At 68.8% G+C, this 20006-nt stretch carries 22 protein-coding genes; 14 read left to right on the forward strand and 8 right to left on the reverse strand.

The genetic code is table 11. From position 1 onward, the window contains the following. A partial coding sequence (locus tag ACIO5D_RS32295; protein ID WP_400799650.1) for a transposase occupies positions 1 to 411 on the reverse strand: 411 nt, incomplete at its 3' end. A gap of 221 nt (positions 412 to 632) precedes the next feature. Between ACIO5D_RS32295 and ACIO5D_RS32300 the strand changes: the two genes are divergently transcribed. Both ACIO5D_RS32300 and ACIO5D_RS32305 read left to right on the forward strand, forming a co-directional pair. Beyond that, positions 633 to 965, forward strand: coding sequence for an integrase core domain-containing protein (locus tag ACIO5D_RS32300; RefSeq protein WP_400799506.1), 333 nt, complete (start codon positions 633 to 635; stop codon positions 963 to 965). A 117-nt stretch (positions 966 to 1082) separates the two neighbouring features. Then, positions 1083 to 1406: a hypothetical protein gene (locus ACIO5D_RS32305; protein WP_400799508.1), complete on the forward strand. Its 324-nt coding sequence runs from the start codon at positions 1083 to 1085 to the stop codon at positions 1404 to 1406. Positions 1407 to 1829: 423 nt separating this feature from the next. Here the strand turns inward: ACIO5D_RS32305 and ACIO5D_RS32310 are convergent, their stop codons facing one another. From ACIO5D_RS32310 to ACIO5D_RS32320, 3 genes are read right to left on the reverse strand one after another with little or no spacing between them, the layout of a single operon-like run. Then, positions 1830 to 2198, reverse strand: a complete 369-nt coding sequence (locus tag ACIO5D_RS32310) for a hypothetical protein (protein ID WP_400799511.1) — start codon at positions 2196 to 2198, stop codon at positions 1830 to 1832. A gap of 7 nt (positions 2199 to 2205) precedes the next feature. Beyond that, positions 2206 to 2820 carry a GNAT family N-acetyltransferase gene (locus ACIO5D_RS32315; RefSeq protein ID WP_400799514.1) on the reverse strand — a complete coding sequence of 205 codons (615 nt, stop codon included), beginning with the start codon at positions 2818 to 2820 and terminating at the stop codon, positions 2206 to 2208. Between the two features lie 23 nt (positions 2821 to 2843). Further along, positions 2844 to 4241, reverse strand: a complete 1398-nt coding sequence (locus ACIO5D_RS32320) for a hypothetical protein (RefSeq protein WP_400799517.1) — start codon at positions 4239 to 4241, stop codon at positions 2844 to 2846. A 379-nt stretch (positions 4242 to 4620) separates the two neighbouring features. Between ACIO5D_RS32320 and ACIO5D_RS32325 the strand changes: the two genes are divergently transcribed. The 6 genes from ACIO5D_RS32325 to alaS all read left to right on the forward strand — a co-directional run bounded on the left by ACIO5D_RS32325 (position 4621) and on the right by alaS (position 11064). After that, the gene (locus ACIO5D_RS32325; RefSeq protein WP_400799520.1) at positions 4621 to 5454 is read left to right on the forward strand and encodes an aspartyl/asparaginyl beta-hydroxylase domain-containing protein; all 834 of its coding nucleotides are present in this window, start codon (positions 4621 to 4623) and stop codon (positions 5452 to 5454) included. A gap of 36 nt (positions 5455 to 5490) precedes the next feature. Further along, entirely contained in the window at positions 5491 to 6363 is an 873-nt protein-coding gene (locus tag ACIO5D_RS32330) for a hypothetical protein (RefSeq protein WP_400799523.1), read from the forward strand. Further along, positions 6360 to 6959 carry an LOG family protein gene (locus ACIO5D_RS32335; RefSeq protein WP_400799525.1) on the forward strand — a complete coding sequence of 200 codons (600 nt, stop codon included), beginning with the start codon at positions 6360 to 6362 and terminating at the stop codon, positions 6957 to 6959. The genes ACIO5D_RS32330 and ACIO5D_RS32335 overlap by 4 nt, the downstream gene beginning before the upstream one ends. After that, entirely contained in the window at positions 6956 to 7507 is a 552-nt protein-coding gene (locus ACIO5D_RS32340) for an orotate phosphoribosyltransferase (RefSeq protein ID WP_400799528.1), read from the forward strand. The genes ACIO5D_RS32335 and ACIO5D_RS32340 overlap by 4 nt, the downstream gene beginning before the upstream one ends. Then, on the forward strand, positions 7504 to 8172 hold the full coding sequence (locus tag ACIO5D_RS32345) for an HAD family hydrolase (protein ID WP_400799531.1): 669 nt from the start codon (positions 7504 to 7506) through the stop codon (positions 8170 to 8172). Before ACIO5D_RS32340 ends, ACIO5D_RS32345 begins: the two co-directional genes overlap by 4 nt. Positions 8173 to 8400: 228 nt before the next feature. Continuing rightward, the gene (alaS, locus tag ACIO5D_RS32350) at positions 8401 to 11064 is read left to right on the forward strand and encodes an alanine--tRNA ligase (protein ID WP_400799534.1); all 2664 of its coding nucleotides are present in this window, start codon (positions 8401 to 8403) and stop codon (positions 11062 to 11064) included. Between the two features lie 59 nt (positions 11065 to 11123). On the opposite strand, the gene ACIO5D_RS32355 is transcribed toward alaS, so the two are convergent. Next, positions 11124 to 11666, reverse strand: a complete 543-nt coding sequence (locus ACIO5D_RS32355; protein ID WP_400799537.1) for a GNAT family N-acetyltransferase — start codon at positions 11664 to 11666, stop codon at positions 11124 to 11126. A 105-nt stretch (positions 11667 to 11771) separates the two neighbouring features. On the opposite strand from ACIO5D_RS32355, the gene ACIO5D_RS32360 reads away from it, so the two are divergent. The 5 genes from ACIO5D_RS32360 to ACIO5D_RS32380 all read left to right on the forward strand — a co-directional run bounded on the left by ACIO5D_RS32360 (position 11772) and on the right by ACIO5D_RS32380 (position 15682). Further along, positions 11772 to 12635 carry a DUF6192 family protein gene (locus tag ACIO5D_RS32360; RefSeq protein WP_400799540.1) on the forward strand — a complete coding sequence of 288 codons (864 nt, stop codon included), beginning with the start codon at positions 11772 to 11774 and terminating at the stop codon, positions 12633 to 12635. Positions 12636 to 12796: 161 nt separating this feature from the next. After that, positions 12797 to 13210: a hypothetical protein gene (locus ACIO5D_RS32365; RefSeq protein ID WP_400799543.1), complete on the forward strand. Its 414-nt coding sequence runs from the start codon at positions 12797 to 12799 to the stop codon at positions 13208 to 13210. 215 nt (positions 13211 to 13425) lie between these two features. Beyond that, positions 13426 to 13902, forward strand: coding sequence for a hypothetical protein (locus tag ACIO5D_RS32370; RefSeq protein WP_400799546.1), 477 nt, complete (start codon positions 13426 to 13428; stop codon positions 13900 to 13902). A gap of 502 nt (positions 13903 to 14404) precedes the next feature. Then, positions 14405 to 14629 (forward strand): hypothetical protein, encoded by a 225-nt coding sequence (locus ACIO5D_RS32375; RefSeq protein WP_400799549.1) that lies wholly within the window; start codon positions 14405 to 14407, stop codon positions 14627 to 14629. 24 nt (positions 14630 to 14653) lie between these two features. After that, positions 14654 to 15682, forward strand: coding sequence for a hypothetical protein (locus ACIO5D_RS32380; protein WP_400799552.1), 1029 nt, complete (start codon positions 14654 to 14656; stop codon positions 15680 to 15682). An 87-nt stretch (positions 15683 to 15769) separates the two neighbouring features. Here the strand turns inward: ACIO5D_RS32380 and ACIO5D_RS32385 are convergent, their stop codons facing one another. The 3 genes from ACIO5D_RS32385 to ACIO5D_RS32395 all read right to left on the reverse strand — a co-directional run bounded on the left by ACIO5D_RS32385 (position 15770) and on the right by ACIO5D_RS32395 (position 18192). Beyond that, positions 15770 to 17020: a tyrosine-type recombinase/integrase gene (locus ACIO5D_RS32385; RefSeq protein WP_400799554.1), complete on the reverse strand. Its 1251-nt coding sequence runs from the start codon at positions 17018 to 17020 to the stop codon at positions 15770 to 15772. Positions 17021 to 17030: 10 nt separating this feature from the next. Next, the gene (locus ACIO5D_RS32390) at positions 17031 to 17303 is read right to left on the reverse strand and encodes a helix-turn-helix domain-containing protein (protein ID WP_400763273.1); all 273 of its coding nucleotides are present in this window, start codon (positions 17301 to 17303) and stop codon (positions 17031 to 17033) included. Positions 17304 to 17670: 367 nt separating this feature from the next. Further along, positions 17671 to 18192: a helix-turn-helix transcriptional regulator gene (locus tag ACIO5D_RS32395; RefSeq protein WP_400763270.1), complete on the reverse strand. Its 522-nt coding sequence runs from the start codon at positions 18190 to 18192 to the stop codon at positions 17671 to 17673. Between the two features lie 250 nt (positions 18193 to 18442). Here ACIO5D_RS32395 and ACIO5D_RS32400 point away from each other — a divergent pair, with 250 nt between their 5' ends. Beyond that, positions 18443 to 19996: a DnaB-like helicase N-terminal domain-containing protein gene (locus tag ACIO5D_RS32400; protein WP_400799557.1), complete on the forward strand. Its 1554-nt coding sequence runs from the start codon at positions 18443 to 18445 to the stop codon at positions 19994 to 19996. The last annotated feature ends 10 nt before the right edge of the window (positions 19997 to 20006 follow it).

Raw genomic sequence — 20006 nt, forward strand, 5'->3', positions numbered from 1 at the left:
GGGGCTCCAGGCCGTCGCCCATCGCCGGTCCTCACGGCGCGGCTTGTTTCGTCCCTTCCACTCCGGGGTCAGCGGGCCGAAAACCTTTGTCCCGTCCGGCAGTTGAACCTCGCCCGACAGTCGGGCCTGAACGTATTCGCGCAGGCGCCCGTCGGCCACGAGCTTCGGGGTCTTGGGGCGCCGGGCCGCCAGCTCGGCCTTCCACTGGGCGATCGAGGCCCGGTAGTCCAGCCGGGCACCGCGGGTGGCCGCGTTGCGCCGCAGCTCCCTCGAAATCGTCGAGGGCGACCTGCCCAGCTGACGCGCGATCTCCCGTACCCCGGCATCCTGAGCCCGCAGCAGCGCGATCTCCTCGCGCTCGGCGAAGGACAGGAACCGGCCCGAGTCCGGTCCCAGCCCGAGCGTGGGCATGCCGCCACCCTCCCGGAACCACCGCGAGCCGACCACACCCGAGACACCGCACGCGATCCCCGCCTCCTCACTGGACATCCCCTCTGCGATCCGCACCCAGAACTCCCGCTCCACACCGCGCCGGATCGGGGGCCGCCCCGGCGAACGCATCGCCGGACGCCCCGTCAGCGTCGTGATCCAACCTGCTGGCCGTCCCATGCAACACCACCTCAATCAAGGTGTTGCGACGATCAATTGAATCCGCCCAGTACACGTCGTTCCGCCTGGCGACCCACCTGGCTGCCGAGCGGATCGCGGCTTCCATCGGAACAGTCGGAGACGCCCTGGACAACGCCCTGATGGAGTCGACCACCGGCCTGTACAAGACCGAGCTCATCAAGCGCCAGGGCCCCTGGCGGACCCTGACCGATGTCGAGATCGCCACCGCCGAGTACGTCGACTGGTTCAACTCCACCCGGCTCCACAGTGAACTCGGCCACACCCCACCTGCCGAGTACGAAGCCGCCTACTACAGCCAACAGCAGCCAAACCTGCAGGTCACAGCAACAATCTAGAGTCTCTGCAGAACCCGCAGCGGTTCAGTTCGATGTCTTCTCCGGCGGCCGGGAACCGTTCCGGCCGCCGTGCGTCTTGTGTGCTTGCAGCCGTCACCCGACACCGAAGGGCACCACTTGACCAACCCCGGCACCGACCACGACGGCCACCACAGAACCGTCATCCGCGCCGTCCCCCATGCCGGCGAACTCGACGCCCGCGGCATCCCCATCACCTGCCCCAACTGCCGCGCTCGCCGGGACTGGCTCCTCCTCAGCGTCCGCCACCAGGTCTTCGTCCGCTGCCGCTGTACGGCCGAGTGGCACGAGCCCGACCTCACCCGCGCCTACTTCGACCTGCACTTCACCGCCCCCGAACACGAGTGGGACGACTACGACACCGCCATGCGGGCGCTTGCCTTCGACGGCCTCTTGGCCGGAGTGACCTGGAACCTGGAATGAGCAACGCTGTGTGCCGACACACTGGAAGCGGTGTGTCGGCACACAGCATGACCACCACAGCTCAACGAGGACCGTGAAGGCGTAGGTTCGAGACAAGACCGAGTCCGGTCCGGCCAGGCCGAAGGAAGTGATCACATGACCAGTGGCTCGGAAGAAGCCCCTCTCTTCTGGAGTGCGGAGGGACGGAAGGCGGAAGTCGTCCGCTGCCACCTCGGCCACCTGGCCCTGCGGGAGACCTTCGAGAACGTCGGCGGCTGCCCGTACTGCATGCACACTCCAGGCGAACGTCTGGCTGCGGTGCGGGCAATTGAAGCTGCAGAACGTAGGAGCCGAACAATCAGGGAGCAGGACCACCGCAGACTCACCGAGTAGTGGATCTCAGGCAGTCTGTCCTCCGAAGCGCCACCCACGCCCAAGACAGAACTACCGTCGAGACAGCTGCCAGCCGTCACGGCGATGCCGCCCCACCCGCCGCGCGCCCGACGCAGGTTCTGGGGCACGCGACGCTGGCAGCGTCGGGCGGGACGGTTCGTCGTTGAGGAGGATCGAACGCCAGACTCGTTCCTGGAGCTCCCGGATGCACGGCTCACAGGCGTACATGTCCGCCTGGGCACCTGCGACGCTGGCCGGTCCGATCCACAGGACCCGTGCCCACTGCTGCCCGCAGTAGAGCCAGCAGAACCCGTCGACCCACTGGTTGCCGTCGTCAGTGGTGGGCGGGGCGGGTACGCCGCCCCGCGCGAACTCGGCGATGCCGGGGATCAACATGTGCGGCACGGCCAGCTCGGTCACCACGAGTTCACCTCCCCGGTACGCTCTCGCCGCCGGGCGGGGCGGCCGACCGGTCGAGCGCGCTCGACGTGCCGAGTCCGCCGATCGGTGTCCACTCGTGCTCCAGGATCGAGTAGGTGATCGAGTCGCGCCAGGCGCCGTGGACGAAGACGTGATCGCGGATGCGGCCGTCCTCGGTCATGCCGGCGCGCAGCAGGGTGCGAGCGGAGGCCTCGTTGAGCGGGGAACGGGCGGCCCAGATGCGGTGCAGGCCGAGGACGTCGAAGCCGAGCGCGCACAGCAGGTGGACGGTCTCGGTGCCGTGGCCCTTGCCCCACACGGCGGGGTGGAGGGCGAAGCCGATGGTGGCGGCCTGCTGCGGCTCGGTGGCCAGGCGGGCGTAGCCGATGAGCCGGTGCTCGTCGCGCCGGGTGACGGCCAGGCAGTACTCGTCGCGCGGGGTGGCGTGCGCGGAGGCGATGGAGCGGTCCGTGATCGCCTGGACCTGCTCGCGGGTGCGGGGTTCGAAGCTGAGGTGCCGGGTGGCTTCGGGGTCGCCGTAGATAGCCAGGAGGTCGTCGGTGTCCTCGGGTTCGACCTCGCGCAGTGCCAGGTTGGGGCCGGTCAGATGAACTGGGGTCATGGCTGCGGAGCCTATCCGCAGGGTCACCGGACGAGGACCGAGGTCGGGGTGGCGGTGAAGGCCTCGATCTCCTCCCGCAGATCGGCCGCCGCGTCGCCGCTGCGGCGGCCGTCGCCGCGCAGGGCGGCGTGGACGCGTTGGGCGCTGCTCACGATGCCGAAGTTCCGCTGCTCGACGGGGAGGTCGAGCACGGGGCGGACGGCCTCGGCGGCGCCCTCGATCTCGCCGCGGGCGATGCGGGCGAGTGCGAGGTCGGTCTGGGCGCCGGCCTGGTCGCCGAAGGCCCACTCGTCCTCGGAGGCACCGCGGTAGGCGGCAACGGCCGCTTCGGACCGGCTCTCGCCGAGTACCGAGTCCTCGCCGAGCTGCACGGTGGCCTCGGCGACGTAGTACAGCTGGCGGGGCACCGGGAAGGTCATGATGCCGCCGAAGGCGTCGAGGTCGTCGGATTCGACGACTGCACGGGCATCCTCGGCCTGTCGGATGGCCGCACGGGTGGCCTCGCCGTCGCCGAGGAGGGAGTGGGCGCGGGCGGAGAGGCAGGCCAGCCAGACGCTGGTGGTGCCGCGGACGTCGCCGGCCGCGCTCTGCCCGAGGGCCGCGTACTCGGCGGCCTCGCCGGGGCGGCCGGCCCAGTAGGAGATGAGCGACTGGAGCGAGCGGACCCAGGCGCGCATGGCGTGGTGGTCGGCGTTGTCGGCGCAGACGAAGGCGGTGCGGGCCTGCATCATCGCGGCGCTCGGGTTGCCGAGGTCGTGGCTGGCCTTGGCGAGCATGCCGGAGGTGATCCCGGCGAGCAGGTACAGCTCTCGGGCCTGCAGCGGCTTGACGCGGCCGTGCTCCAGCAGTCGGAAGGTGAGGTCCTGGACCTCGACCAGGTCGCCGAGCAGAGTCGGCAGCGCCAGCTTTGGGTAGGCGACGGTCAGCCGTCGTACCTCGTCGTGGATCTGGCCCAGGGTCTCCGTGCCGATGCTGCTGCCCTCCGCCATCGCGGTGAACCGAAGTGCACGACGAGCCGCCATCGTGACCTGCCTTTCCAATTCCGTGGTGCCCGCGTCGAAGCGGGGTTCGCTGCTGGACGGGCCACCAACAGGCAGTACCGCTGCCTGCTCGGGTGGGAGAAGGACAGGGACCGGCCGTGGTGGCGGGACGACGAACGAGGCGGCGGCGTGCACAGGGTCGGCCGGTGCGGGTGCGAGGAGTTGGTCAACGCTGACACCGAACATGGCCTCCAGCACCCGGCACTGGTCCGGGTAGGGGCGGGTCTTCACCGCCCCGCCGTACCAGCGCTCGAACTGCCGCTTGGAGACCGACAGGCCCCGGAGTCGGGGGTCGCGCTCCTGCTCGGCGGCCGAGTTTGCCGTCGCCTCGAACCGGAGGCGGAAGGTCTCGTAGACCTGCCAGTGCCGCTGAAGTGTCAAAACTCGTAGGAGTGTTGGAGTTTCAGCCACTGCGGATCATCTCCGTCTCCGTTCGTCTGCTCTGACGATAGCCATCGTCGCTCGACAGGAAACCTGTTCGAGGCCGTCCCGGCCCAGATGACGGCGGCCATGACGGCAGTCATGACGCACACCGACATGGCTCCGGCCTCACCGCCCCTCAGGACGACGGGATGGTGACGGTGGCCGCGTCGTATCGGTGCCGCACCCGGCGCCGCCATCCTGAACGCCACCTCGCTGTCCGTGCATCACCGACAGCGAAGCGTGAGATCACGGGCGCCGGGGGTGGCGCCCGATCACCCATCCAGCACCACGTGCATTCCGGCTCGCCATGCCGCGAGCCGGCAAACGGAGGGAACCGATGGACAGCACCCTGACCGCTCTGGCCGGGCAGATCGCCCAGCTGGAAGCGGTGGACTCCGCCCATCTGGAGCGGATGCGCCACGAGGCCCTGACCGCCCAGGCGCCGTGGAAGGCGGAGTACGGCGCCTACCAGTCCGGCGGCTGGTGGACCACTTCGCTGATGAACGCCTCCGGCGACGCCGCCGACGTGACGATCGGCGACTGCGCCGCCCGGCCGACCGATCTGCTGGGGCGGATGCCGGCCACCGCCGCGTTCCTGGCCGACCTCGGCCTGGACTTCATGTGGGTGCGGCTGGCCCGGCTGGAGGGCAACGCCTTCCTCTGGGAGCACCGCGACTACGACGAGCTCCACCAGGTCGAGCGGCACCGGCTGCACGTCCCGCTGCACACCAACACCTCGGCGTTCCTGGTCACCGGTGGCACCAAGGTGCACATGGCCGGCGGGCGGATCTGGCGGCTGACGCCGACGTACGCCCACGGGGTGTGCAACCTGCTCGGCCCGGACCGGATCCACCTGATCGCCGACGTGTACGCCGACGACGCCTACCAGCGGCTGGCCCGCCGCCCCGCGCTCAGCCCGGCGGTCGCGGAGCCGCTGCCCGTCGCCGACCAGACCGTCCTGGCCGCGCGACTGGAGAGCGCCCGCAACATGGCCGCCCTCGGCTATACGGAGGCGGCCGAACGGATGCTGCTGCGGCTCTTCTACACCTACGCCCTGCCGGAGGGCACGGCGTACGACCTGATCGCCGAACTGCACACCTCCCTCGGCGACATGGAGGCCGCGACGCGCTGGGAGAGCGCCAAGCGTCGCCTGCTGGCCCTCTCCGCCTGATCCCAGCCCGCACCTGCGCCCGGAAGGAAGAAGCGCATGCCCACCCTGCAACTGGCGGAGATCACCCAGGCCAACCGGCCCGCACAGCTGCCGCTGCTGTCGAAGCTCGCCGACATCCTGGCCACCTCCCTGTCGGTGACCCACCTGATGGTCCGCAGGTCGTTGGCCCACGGCACCGCCGACCGCCTGTCCGACGTCGACTTCGTCGTCGGCGTCCACGACGCCCAACTCCCGGCCTTCGTCGAGGCGCTGGACACCCTGATGCCCGTCGAGGCCGGCGCCCTGCTGCCCGGCTGGCGCGACACGATCGTCGCCGACCTCGGTGGCGTCGGGATGGTCTTCCTTGTCCCGGACGAGGGGAAGCTCCACCAGATCGACCTCTACGTCGCACCGGCCTCCCGGATCCCGCGGCTGCAGGCGATGGTCAGCACCGCCGTCCTGCTCGACCGTCGGCCCGGACCGGTTGCCGCGTCGGACATCGCGGCGGCCGAGAGCTTCGTCGCCGCCTTCGCCGCCCGGCCGCGCTCCTGCGCCGAGCTGCTGATCGAGCACCTGGTGCTGGCCGTGCTCCTGCACAAGCGGATCCGGCGCGGCCAGCGGTTCGTGGCGTACTCCGAGTGGCACCGACTGCACACGGCGACGAAGGACCTGATCAAGACGGCCCTGGCCCCGGCCTCGCGGTACTGGGGCTGGTACCAGCTGCGCGAGGAGATCGCCGTCACCCCGATCGGCCGGGCCTGCCTGGGCGACCTGGATGCGGCGATCGGCGGCCCGGCCGTCCCGGAGGCGGCCGACGTCACCGAGGCGATCGAGCGGGTGCTCGCCCTGACGGAGCGGGCCTGCCCGCAGGCGCTCGACGGTCTGCGGGACGCTGTCGCCGCCTACCGCACCTACCAGGAGCTGGTGTGAACGCACTCCACCTCGCGGGCCCGGCCGCCAGCCGGGCCCGCGAGGGCCTGAGCGCCGTCTTCTTCGGCGGCGTCGTCCCCACCTCGCACGAGGAGGAGACGCTGGCCGAGGAGATCGGCCGGAGCTTGGCCCAGGCCGGGTACCAGCTCCTGCACGGCGGCTACAACGGGCTGATGGAGGCCGCCGCCCGTGGAGCCGGAGGCCAGGGAGCCACGGTCACTGCCGTCACGCTGATCGGCAAGCACGACGAGTGGGGCGCGTTCAACCCGCACACCACCCTGTCCGTGCACCTGCCCGACCCCGGTGCCCGGCTCAACCACTACCTGGAGAACACCGACCTGATCGTCGCCATGGGCGGCGGAGTCGGCACCCTCCACGAGCTGACCGCCGCCCTCTACTACGCGACCGTCATCCGGCCCGTCCCGGTCTGTGTCGCCGGACCGGCAGCACTTCGGCTGCTCGCCTTCCTGCGCGAGGAGCGCTGGCTGTACGAGGCCCCGACCCGGCCGCTCGGCTTCCTCGCCACCGCGGAGTCCGCCGACGCCTTCCGCGCCCACCTCGCCACGCTCGACACCGCCCCGATCGGAGGAGCATGACCACCCGCACCCCGCCGGCCGGCCTCGCCGCCCGGCTCGCCGAAACCGCCTGCGTCGACGCCCCGTTCAAGCTCGCCAACGGCACACAGCTCGACGCCTACTTCGACGAGTACCGGATGGCCTCCGACCCCGCGCTCCTTCGCGACACCGCCACCGCCCTGGCCGGCCTGGTCCCCGATGACGCCCAGGTGCTCGCCGGCATCGAACTCGGCGGCGTCCCCCTCGTCGTGGCGCTGTCCGCCGCCACCGGCCTGCCCGCCGTCTTCGTGCGCCGCAAGCCCAAGAGCTACGGCTCGTGCCACCAGGTCGAGGGGATCGCCATCGACGGCCGCCGCACCGTACTCGTCGACGACGTGGTCCGCTCCGGCGGCCAACTGCTCCACATGGCACGCATCCTGCGGGTGGTGGGCGGACCGGTCACCCACGCCCTGTGCGTCCTGGAACGCCCGCTCGGCGGCCGGGCTCTGCTCGCCGACCATCACGTCACCCTGCACTCCCTGTTCACCGAGGACGACCTGCCGGCGCCCCGGACGGGTGGTGCCGCGTGAAGCGGGCCGTGCTCTTCGACCTCGACGGCGTCCTCGTCGACAGCCAGGCCGCCCAACTCGCCACCCTGGCAGGCTACGCGACCTCCGCTCTTGGCAGGCGCGTTACCGTCGCGGACCTCCCGCCCTCCGCCGCGACCACCCCACGCGAGTACGTCCTCTCCGACCTCGGGCTGGACGGTCCGATCAACGAGGACGGCTGGGCGGCGGCGAGCGCCACCGCCACCCTCACCGCCGAGGTGTTCCCGTACGTCGCCGAGACCCTCGCCGCGCTCCGCGAGGCCGGAGTCGGCACCGGGGTCGTCACCCTGCGAAGCCGCGAACGGGTCAACTGGCTTCTGCCACAGGACATCCTCGACCAGATCGACACGATCGTCTGCTACGAGGACGCCCAGCCCAAGCCCGCCCCCGACGGCGTACTGCTCGCCCTCGACCGGCTCGACGTCACCCCGAGAGCGGGCATCTTCGTCGGCGACACCGAGACCGACATCCACGCCGCCCACGCCGCGGGCGTCACCGCCGTCGGCGCCGGCTGGGGTTTCGCCGGCCCTGAAGCGCTCACCCGGGCCGGAGCCCACCTCGTGATGCCCCGCGCCGACCACGCCGCCTTCGTCCTGCCCCTCCTGGTCGGCATCGGCCGACAGGAGGACAACTCCAAGCGATCTTGACCCCGGACCCGCTACTGTTGGTGGCGCAGTCGCAGCGGACCGTTGCGTCCCGTGTCGGCTGCGCCACCTCAGAGCGACGGATGCCGGAGTCATGGTCTACACCGTGGGGGCGCGAGCTATCTGCGCCGAGCTGGAGAACTGAGAACCACTCAGTCCTCGTTCTCGGCCCGGCTCGGCGTGTGATCACCCCACCTCTCTCCGCGACTCTTCCGTGAGGGCCATACCGCCATGCGCTCGACGCAGATCCGTTCCACCTTCCTGGACTTCTTCACCTCGCGCGGCCACCGCCACGTCCCGTCCAGCCCGCTCATCCCGTCCGACCCGACCCTGCTGCTGGCCAACGCCGGCATGAACCAGTTCAAGCCCTACTTCCTGGGCGAGGTCACCCCGGACTACCCGCGCGCCACCACCATCCAGAAGTGCGCCCGCACCTCCGACATCGACAACGTCGGCCGCACCAACCGGCACGCCACGTTCTTCGAGATGATGGGCAACTTCTCCTTCGGCGACTACTTCAAGGCCGACGCCATCGCCTACGCCTGGGAACTCCTCACCCAGGGCTACAACTTGGAGAAGGACCGTCTCTGGATCACCGTCCACCAGGACGACGACGAGGCCGAACAGCTCTGGCGCAGGATCGGTGTCCCCGCCGACCGCGTCCAGCGCCTCGGTATGGAGGACAACTACTGGTCCATGGGCGTCCCCGGGCCCTGCGGCCCCTGCTCGGAAGTCAACTACGACCGCGGCCCCGCCTTCGGCCGCGAAGGCGGGCCGGCCGTCGACGGCGAACGCTACGTCGAGATCTGGAACCTCGTCTTCATGCAGTCCCTGCGCGGCGAGGACGACGACAACGGCACCTTCCCGATCCTCGGCGACCTCGCCCGGCAGAGCATCGACACCGGCCTCGGCCTCGACCGCCTCGCCGCGATCCTCCAGGACGTCGAGAACGTCTGCAGCACCGACCTGCTCCTGCCCACCCTCACCACCATCCAGGAACTCGCCGGCCGCGACTACCCCGGCAACGGCCCCGGCGGCGAGGAGAAGGTCTCCTTCCAGGTCGTCACCGAGCACGCCCGCTCCATCGCCTACCTCATCGCCGACGGCGTCCTGCCCGCCAAGGACGGCCGCGGCTATGTCCTGCGCCGCCTGATGCGCCGCGCGATCCGCCACGCCCGCCTGCTCGGCATCGACCAGCCCGTCCTCGCCCCGGCCACCGCCAGCGTCATCGCCAACCTCGGCGACGTCTGGCCCGAACTGGTGAGCCAGGCCTCCCTCATCGAGCAGGTCGTCACCGCCGAGGAGGAGTCCTTCACCCGCACCCTCAGCCAGGGCACCCGGCTGCTGAACGCCGCCATCACCCGCAGCCGCGAGGGCCGCTCCACCACGCTCACCGGCGAGACCGCCTTCGAGCTGCACGACACCTACGGCTTCCCCGTTGAGCTGACCATCGAGGCCGCCCGCGACGCCGGGTTGAGCGTCGACGAGGACCGCTTCACCGCCCTGCTCGCCGAGCAGCAGAAGCGCGCCAAGACCGGCGGCAAGGCGAAGACCGCCGAGGCCCTGCGCCGCCAGGACGCCTACCGCGAGCTGTCCTCCCGCCACGGCCGTACCGACTTCGTCGGCTACGACCGCCTCGACACCGAGGCCACCGTCCTCGGCCTCATCTCCGACGGCACCGTCGTGCCCGGCGCCGACCAAGGCGAGACCGTCGAACTGGTCCTGGACCGCAGCCCGTTCTACGCCGAATCCGGCGGCCAGGTCGGCGACACCGGCACCATCCGCACCACCGGCGGCGCGTTCCTGGAGGTCCTGGACACCAAGCTCGGCCTGGAAGGCTTCCACGTCCACACCGTCCGCGTCCGCGAAGGCGAGATCCGCACCGGCGAACAGGCCGAAGCCCTCGTCGACGGCCCGCGCCGCGACGCCGTCGCCCGCTCCCACTCCGCCACCCACGTCCTGCACGCCATGCTCCGTCGCACCCTCGGTGACCACGCCCGCCAGCACGGCTCCCTCGTCGACGCCGGCCGCCTGCGCTTCGACTTCGCCCACTTCTCCGCCCTCGACCGCACCCAGCTCGCCGCCATCGAGGCCCTCGTCAACGACCACCTCCTCGACGACCCTGAAGTCCGCATCTGGCACGCCACCCGCTCCGAAGCCGAGGCCGCCGGAGCCACCGCCCTGTTCGGCGAGAAGTACGGCGACCACGTCCGCATCGTCGACATCGGCGACTTCTCCCGAGAACTCTGCGGCGGCACCCACGTCCCCCACGGCTCGAACGCCGGCCCCGTCCGCATCCTCGGCGAAGCCTCCATCGGCTCCAACCTCCGCCGCATCGAAGCCCTCACCGGCCGTGACGCCCTCACCTACCACGACACCGAACGCCGCCTCCTCGAAGAACTCTCCAGCCTCCTCGGCACCCGCCCCCAGGACGCCCCCGAAACCCTCCGCAAGCGCCTCGACGCCCTCACCACCGCCCAACAGGAACTCGCCCGTATCCGCGACACCGAGCTGCACACCCGCGCCCGGCAGCTCGCGGCCTCCGCCCGCACCATCCCCGGCGGCCGGATCGTCACCAAGAACGTCACCGGCCTCAGTCCCGACGAACTCCGCACCCTGGCCACCAACACCGCCGACCTCCTGGGCGACAACCACGCTGCGGTCATCCTCGGCGCCGAACATGACGGCAAGGCCCTCCTCGCCGCCGCCATCACCCGCAGCCTCCACACCACCGGCATCCAGGCCAGCCAGCTCCTCACCGCCGCCGCCCGTACGGTCGGTGGCGGAGCCGGCGGCAAGGGCCCCGTCGCCAGCGCCGGCGGACGCCGCCCCGAGGCCCTCGACGAGGCGATCACCGTCGCTGGCAAGGACACTGCCCGAGTCCTCGGTCAGTAGCTCAGGCGCTCGTGCGGGCGGTCGGTGTCCTTCCGGCTCGGGAGAGCACCGGCCGCCCGTCACCGCTTGCGCCCTACCCCCACAAGGTCTTTCAGCAGAACCACACTCTCGTAGTTGGTCACGTCCCACCGCCACCTCCCGATTGGCTGGTACCCCCGCCGGCGGTACCAGCCGACCAGCTCAACCGCGTCGGCCGATGTGTCGATGACTACCGCCCTGGCCCCGAGATCAGCGACGCGCTCTTCCGCCAGCGCCAGCAGACGCTGCCCAAGCCCCGTTCCGCGGTACGTAGGATCCACTGCCAGTTGCCAAAACGAGCCAGCCCCCGCTGGTACCGGATATCCGGCAGGCATCGTGTACGGGGCCGCCACCGTCACCGACCCCACAAGCTCCGTGCCTCTGCAGGCAACCCAGCACTCGCCCGCCCCCAGCCGATGGGCCGTGTCCTGCACGGACTGGTAGGACGCGAAGAAGGCCCTGCCGGCAGCCGCATGATCAGCGTAGGCGCGATGGAGCAGGGCGGTCAGCTCGTCCACGGAGTCACCGGCAGCAAAGCGTCTCACCGTGACGTCCCTGGCCACTGGCTCTGTCACACGTTCCATCGCTCACCGCCTGTCGTGGCCGACCAGCCCCCGGTTGCGCCGCCCCTGCACTCCTCCATATTGGAATAAAGTGGGACAAAGGGGGTCACTGACCCGGGAGGTCAGATGGCTACGAGCCTGGTGACCGAGTACAGCCCGAAAGAGTGGAAGAACCTAGTTCACCTCGGGCAAGAGCTGGTCGACAGCGAGAGCACGGTCCAGTTCCGGCTGGGTGACATCGGCCTTGAGCTGGTGCCGCTACCGCCGAAGGGCAGGCACTTGCCCATGAAGGCGTACAAAATGCTGGCCGACTACGCCGACGAGGTCGGGCTCACGCGGCAGACGTTCGAGGGCTACCGGCTCGTCGCAGGCGCCTGGCCGAAGGACAAGCGGCAGGAGGACGTCTGCTGGACGGTCCATTCCATCCTGTCCTACCGACACGACCGGTTCGAGTTGATCCTCGACCCTCCAGTACACCGCAAGACCGGCCGCCCAGAGTGGACCTGCGCTGCGGCCCAGCGGGTAATGGGCTGGAAGACCGACGTTCCTGAGACTGAGGACGAGCGCCTCCAGATGGTCGAGGACCTCCTCAACGACGAGCAGGTAGCGGCCAAGGCTGTTGAGCGCGTCATGAGCCGGAAAGAAGTGGCGCGCCGCGTCGTCGAGCGGCCGGCTGTTCGCGAGTCGTTCAACCGGGCACAGACCGAGCGAATCGTCGAGGCACACGAGCAGACGAAGAAGCGCCCTGAGATCCGGCGCATCAACGAACAAGCAGAGGTGTACTCCGTCCTGCACCTCTGCTCCGACTTCACTCACGGCATCGGCCGGGCGTTGCCAACCCTCCACGTGGCCCAGCTCTCCGAGGACGCCAAGGACTCGATCCGCGAGGGACTTCAGCGCGTGACTGCCGCAGTCTCGTGGACAGAGCATGCCCTGGACACGGGGAGCACCGATATCGACTCCGCGCTGGAACGACTGCTGGCGGAGTAGCGAATGAAACAAGATCAACACTGACATCCACAGGAAGGAGCAGGCCGTCTGCCCTCCGCGCGCTCGGGGAAGCACAGACAGGGAAGCATCAAGACGATCGGCTGGAGGAGCCGGAAGGCTGCGCGGAGGATGCTCGTCCAGTGCCCAAGGGATGAATAGCGATGACCGCGTACCAGCATGCCGAGGTATCGGCGCAGATGGTCAAGGACGCCTTGGACGGGGCAGGAACCCGGGGCTTGACGTTTGACGAGCTGCTCGACGAAACAGGTCTCACGCGCTGCCAAGTCAGGTACGGGATGGCTTACCTGCGAGAGAGCCTTGCAGAGCTGAAGGACTCATCGGCCGTGTTCACGTACGACCCCAGAGACAACGTGTACCGCACCGAGTACATCCCGGAAGTCGCTGACTACTACGAGATCCTGAGGCTCCAGGGCGACGCGACTCGGACCCTCCGGATGTTGGCCGGCACGGTGATTCCCCACTCGAAGCTGGCCCGGACCAAGCAGGTGCGCCTTCTGCGCCGCCACTTGGAGGTCGTCGTCGAAGACACCAAGGACATCCTCGCGCCAGTGTGACCAGTCCGGCCTGTCACTCGAAGGGCTGGACTGCATGAAGTCGTGCGCGCCTTCAGTCGGCTGCACCTCGATCCATCGCGCCACAGCGAGGGGCTAACGCCAGACACGGGAATAAGGCTGGACTAGTAGCACCGATAAGTACCTAGACACCTGGACATGAGGCATGCAAGTATTCAGCCATCCGCCAGACGGCGGAAGCATTGGGAGGGAATGGCATGTCTCAGGAATTCGTCTCGGTACCGGTTCCGAGCCAGCACGTCACGCAGGTGTATGCGCTCCTTGCGGAACTCGCCGGCATCACGACGGCTCCATCGGCAGAGACCGCCGCCACTCCGTTGGAGGACGGCGAATGGCCCTTCGTCGAGTGGAGCGTGCAAGACCTGCGCAAGCTGACGCAGGACGCGCTGGACTCCGTGCAGGTAGTCACCGGCGTACTCGACATCTTGGCCAAGCAGCCCGGCCAGCGGGTGAGCTACACGTCTCTCGTGGAGCTGCTGAACGTGGACCGAAAGCGCCTACGGGGCGTCCTGTCCGCCTTCACCCGCGTCGTGCACAAGCACTACGGTCGACGAAACTGGCCGATGACCTGGGTAGAGGCTCCCAGCGATGGCGCCGACTACAAGTCCGAGTTCTACTACACGGTGAGCGAGACCACCGCCGCGCGGTGGCGGGAGGTTCGCGCTCAGGGCTGATCGCGACTGAAATGCTCCCTCGCCCCACGAGAGCGGCATGAGGCGACCAGTTCTGGTTGCAGTTTTGGTTGCATTCACCCCCGTCCAGCACCGTTCAGAGCCCAGCTGGCGGACCACTCCGCCGCAGGTCAGGACGCTTACGGCCGCCCCCGAACGGTCGGACGAACATTTGGAAAGCGTGTTGGGGGCAACCCCTCACGAGTTCGAATCTCGTATCCTCCGCCTCCGCCCGCCAGGGCAAACGAAGGGCCCGACCGCACTGCGGTCGGGCCCTTCGTCGTCTCGTGGTCTCAATTTTGGTCTCAGTCGCCAGCTGGATCCATCTGACCGGCCCCGGCGCCACGACGGCGTAGCCACGGCGAGTCCAGCAGACCCCTGGTACGCCCTCGCCGTCGCTACCGCTGGCCAACTCCACCAGCTTCACGATCAGGGCCATGGTGGCTGTTCGATGTGACCGGGAAATTGTCAGGTGCGGCAAGGTGGACACACCTAGCATCTGTGCATGACCTCAGATGACGCCGCGCAGCCGTGCCCGATGCCCAACGCTCATCGGCGGCTAATGGATTGCCATGCCCAATGGCACCGGCTGCATGAGGTTTACTTCGACCCGCACGAGTTCAGGTTGACCATGAACTCGTTGGTCCAGAACCTGCGGAATGTGACCTGGCTGCTGCAAAAGCAGAAGGCTCAACTCGTCGGCTTCGACGAGTGGTACCCGCGGTTCTAGCAGAGTTCCGGCAGCAATGAGATCATGCGGTGGATCGTGAAGTCGCGTAACCGCATCACAAAGGAGGCTGATCTGGAGCTTCTCAGTGAGCTTCAGGTCGTATGGCATCAGGACTGGCTTCAGCGCGTCATCGGCACGTCGTCGAAGTATCCGCCCAGGATGTCGATCCGAGAGATCACAGACGACGTCATGCGACGCTATCGGCCGCCCTTCGGGACCATGACTGTCAGGAGGCGCTGGGTGGACAAGGCGCTGCCCGCGTGGGAGCTCCTGGATGCGACGGGCGAGGCGTACACGCGGCTCGAAGAGTTGCTCGCCGAAGGCCACTCGGTGGCTGGCGTGCCTGTGTGCGACCTGGAGGCACATGACCGAGAGTGTGTGACGTCGAGCCTTCAGGTATCAGGCACGCGCCCGCACTGCATGCTGGACGCCAAGGACGGTCTGGAGGCTCACTTCGACTTGGTGGAAGGTGTCGAGATCGAGTCCACCTCCTTGGTCATCGAGCGTGACGAAGAGCTGATCGCAAAGTCCGTTGAGCGTTATGGCAGTCGGGCCAAGATTCCAACCAACGGACCCATCGACGCCGTACCGGAGTTCATGGCGAACGCTCAACGGCTCATGGAGATGGACGGAGAGCACGGAACCTTCGTATTTCTTTACCGAGGGGACGCGCTGATCAAAATGGGTGGGCTCATCTTCTACAACCAGAACTCGAAGATCCTCGCCTTCGAGAAGCTGGCCAGTCAGGTGAAGGCGATGAACGCCGATGGTGTGCTTGTAATCGCGGAGTCGTGGTTTGCGCTTCCCACCAAGAGGGAGGAAGAGCTGGGGACCGTATTCTTCCCAGCTCGGGATCGGCTGGATCGCATGGAAGCGCTGACGGTGTACGCGGCCACTCGCAACGGTAAGACAGCCGGGCAAATCTCGCTGGTCACGCGTGACGCCTCCGGGCGAGCGATCTGCGCAGAGCCAGCTGACATGGACGATGCAGTGGTGAACACACTGGCCCCCATCCTCAGAATCTGGGCCGAGATGGACGCGTCGACAGGCTGACACTGCTGGCGAGAGAGCTGCACCAGGATGGGCGTTGCCGCCTTGCTTCAACTGCACATGCAGTTGAAGCAAGGCGGCAACGGTCATTCATGCCTCGTGGTCTGCCAGCGGTGACTGGTTGCCCTGCTCCGCCTCCCCACCCCACAGCGCCTCGCCGATCTTCCTGCCGACATCGTTCAGCATCGGCTCGGTGACGTGCTGGTAGCGCTGGGCCATCGAGGTCGAGGACCAGCCCATGATCGCCATCACGATCCGTTCCGGCACGCCGAGCAGGAGGAGGACAGTCGAGGCGGTGTGCCGGGCGTCGTGGAGGCGGCCGTCACGGATGCCGGCCTCGCGCAGGAGCCGCTTCCAGTGGTGGTAGTCGGTGCTGGGGTTGAGCGGCTCGCCGGTCTCCGAGGTGAAGACGTAGCCCTTGTCCGTCCAGAGGTCGCGGGCGAGGGCCCACTCGCGGTCCTGCTCCTCCTTGTGCTGCCGGAGGATCACGACGAGTTGCTCGGGCAGCGGCACCGCGCGTCGCCCGGCTCGGGACTTGGTGTCCTTGGTCTCGCGCCGGATCGGCTCCTTCTGCGGGCAGAAACCGGGCTTGCGCCCGCAGCGGTCGCCGCAGCCGTGCCGGTACTTGGGCCGCAGCCGGCCGCGCTTGACCCAGGCGACGCCTCGGGTGAAGTCGACGTCCTTCCACTGGAGCCCGAGCACCTCGCCCTGACGCAGGCCAAGGGCGAGCGCGAAGATCCAGCGGGCGGAGTTGCGGCGCTTGCGCGCCATGTCCATGAGCGCCTGGACCTCCTCGATCTCGAACGGCTCGACCTCCTCCTCTTCAAGCTTCGGGGCCTTGGCGATCGTGGCCACGTTGTGGGTGAGGTGGTCGCGCCGCAGGGCCTCGCCGAGGGCGACACGGATGGTGCGGTGGGCCTGGTGGGCAGTACCGGCGGCGCTGCCAGCGGCCTGCATCTTCTTGTAGAAGCGCTCCAGGTGCTCGGGTTCCAGCTTCTCCAGGCGGTGCGCGCCGAGGCCGGGTATGAGGTGCACGCGGACGGCGACCTCGTATCCGGCGTACGTGTTCTCGCTGACGGTGCCGGGGACGATCTCCTTGATCCAGTGGGTCAGCCACTTGCCGACCGTCCACTTCTGGCCGGCCTTGGGCACGGTGCCGTTGTCGCGCAGCTTCTCCAGCTTGCGGACCTTGGCCGTGACCTCGGGGCGGGTCTTGGCGCTGACGTGACGGCGGTCGGGGGTGCCGTCGTCCTTGACGCCGACCGTGACGCGGCCGTGCCAGCGGCCGTCCTTTCCCTCGTAGATCGAGGAGTCGCCGTTGGGCTTGCGGGTCTTCGCCATACGCTCCCCCTCAGGCCGCGAGCGCGACGGTCGAAGCGGCGGCCTGCGTACGGGCGGTGACGTACTCCTTGAGCGCCTCGGCGGGCACTCGGCGGAGTCGGCCGATCGTCACGGACGGGACTTCGCCGGAGGCGACCAGGGCGTACATCGTCGTCCGGCCGACGCCGAGGCGGCGGGCGGCTTCCTCGACGGTGAGAGCGACGAGCGTGGGGTCGGCTGCACCGTGCTGATCTGCGATCAGGCGCAGGAGGACCTGCTCCGTGATGCCGAGGGCATGGGCCACTCGGGCAAGCTTCAACGGCGTTTCGGACATGGGTGTCCTATCCCAGCGGCGCTTTCGGCTATGCGCCGCCGTTGTCGATGTTCCAGGGATGGGCGATTTCGGTTGTGCGGGTCCGCGTTGTGACCTCCGGCGTTCGTAGCGCCGAGGGGCTGCGGAAGGCATGGGCCGGTCGAAGCTCCATGGGCTGGCAAGGCCCGTGGTCCGACTGGCGGGAGGGGACGTTAGCGGTTGATTCCGGCCGCACCAAACCACCGGACGTCCAGCATGATGCCGGTCGTCATCGGATCAGCGGCAGGAGCGGCGTGCAGACCCAGCACCATGCAGCAGGTGCCCTTGGGCGGCCAGGGCCGCGCTCGGGAGCGACAAGTTACGTCGCGGCTCCTGGATCGGCGAGACCTTGGGTCTCGGACGAGCCAGGAGGAATGCTCGGCGAGCGGTAGTCGCCGCCAGCCTCATCGGCGACGACCCGGGTGATCATCGCGTTGATGAGTTCGGCGAGGTTCGGGTGGGCGGCGCCGTAGGCATCGAGCGCGTCGCGGGCGCGGTCCATCTCCTTGCGGGCGGCGACGGACTTCTGCCAGCTCTCGGCGAACTCTGCCAGCAGCCGCTTCACGTGGGCGTTGGCAGCGATCTCGGGCGGTCCGACCAGGTTGTCCAGAGAGATGTCGAAGACCTTGGCGAAGCCGATGGCCTCGTCCAGGTTCACCCGGCGACGCGGTTCACCGCTCTCGATGCGCCACACCGCCGACTGGTTGAGCGGATAGCCAGCCTCGGTCAGGCGATCGGCGAGCGTGGCGGTACTCCACCCGCGCGCCTCGCGCTCCATCTTGATGCGCCGGGCGACGTTCTCCTCCCCCTCCAGTCGCTGTCTTGAATCCGCACCAGCCACGGCCAACCCTCCATGCATAGTTGTTAAGCCCATTTGCAATGCGCCGAGCACGACGTTAACGTGATGCAAAGCGAAACGCAACCAAGCCGAACTGCATCGAGCCGGCCAGCCACCCGGCTTCGAGACACAAAGGCCCCCGGCGCTACGAACGCCGAGGGCCGAAGCAGAACCTCGAAACCGCCCATCCCTGGAACAGTCGACAACGGAGGAACCGGGTAGCCGCCCAGCGCCTCCGAGTGAGGACACCGCTGTGGACAAGCCTACGGCCCCGCCGTCAAAGCCGTCATCCCACCACGACCGGCGGCCGAGCGACCCGTCGAACGCTCACGCCGACCGCCCTTCCGGGGAGCCGCCGCACAACGTCGATGCCGAGCAGGCGGTCCTCGGAGCCTGCATGGTGAACCACCACGCGGTGGAGAAGGTCCGCAGCATGCTGGACGCACGCGACTTCTACCGCCCCGCTCACGAGACCATCTGGCGCGCGATCCTCGCGCTGCGCGCCGAGGACGCGCCCACCGACCCCATCGCCCTCACCGACCACCTGCAGTGCGCGGGAGATCTCTCTCGCGTCGGAGGGTCGTCCTACCTCCACACGCTGGTTGCCGTCGCGCCGCCCTCGACAGACAACGCCGACTACTACGCGCAGATCGTGCGTCGAGACGCCCAACTGCGGACCCTGCACGCCACCGGCATCCGCACCGTCCACCACGCACTGACTCCGGGCGCCGACCCGGACGAGATCCGTACGGCTGTCGAGACCGAGATCCGTGCCGAGCGCGAACGCGCGCTGGCCTCCGGCAGCAGCCGCCTGTCCCGCTACATCGTCAACGGCTGGGACTTCGTCACCAAGACCGGCGCGGACAAGGAACCGTTGTGGGGCACCCGGGAGCAGACCGCCTGGGCCTCCGGCGAGAGCCTGATGATCGTCGGCGCGCCGGGCGTCGGCAAGACCACCATCGCCCACCAGGTCGTCCTCGCCCGCCTCGGCCTCCAGGCCGCCGTCCTCGACCTCCCCGTCGCAGAGGGAGAACGCGTCCTCTACCTCGCCATGGACCGCCCCCAGCAGATCGCCCGCGCCATGGCCCGCCGCATCATGCCTGTCGACGAGGTCCACCTTCGCGACCGCCTCGCAGTGTGGCAGGGACCGCTCCCCGCCACCCTCGACAAGGAACCCGACCTCCTCGCCGAACTCGCCGCCGCCCACCGCGCCGACACCATCGTCATCGACAGCCTCAAGGACGCGGTCAGCACCCTCGTGGACGACTCCCTGGCCGTCACCTTCAACAACGCCCGCATGCGGGCCCTGCGCGCCGGCGTCGAGATCATGGAGCTTCACCACCAGCGCAAGGCCACCGCCGACGCGCCACGCGGCCAGCGTCCCACCCTGGACCAGGTGTACGGCTCGACCTGGCTGACCGCCGGAGCGGGCAGTGTCCTGTTCATTTCCGGCGAGGCCGGCGACCCGGCGGTCACCCTTCACCACCTCAAGACCGTGACCGGCGAGATCGGCCCGCTTCCGGTTGTCCACGACCACCAGCGCGGAACCACCTACGTCGAACCGACCCTGGATCCGGTCACCCTCCTGAGGGCCGCCACGGACGGCCTGACCGCTCGTGACCTGGCGACCGCCCTGACCGGCGAGGCCAACCCTGACCGCGCCGACATCGAGAAGGCTCGCCGCCACCTGGACCGCCTGGTCAAGAGTGGGTTGGCGGTCAAGGCCGAAGGCACTGCTGGTGGTGTCGGGGGCGGCCAGCAGGCCCGTTACCGCCCCTCTGCCCGGCACATCACGGCCGTCTCCTGACCGCCACCAC

Source organism: Kitasatospora sp. NPDC087315, assembly GCF_044744345.1.
Taxonomy (GTDB): domain Bacteria; phylum Actinomycetota; class Actinomycetes; order Streptomycetales; family Streptomycetaceae; genus Kitasatospora.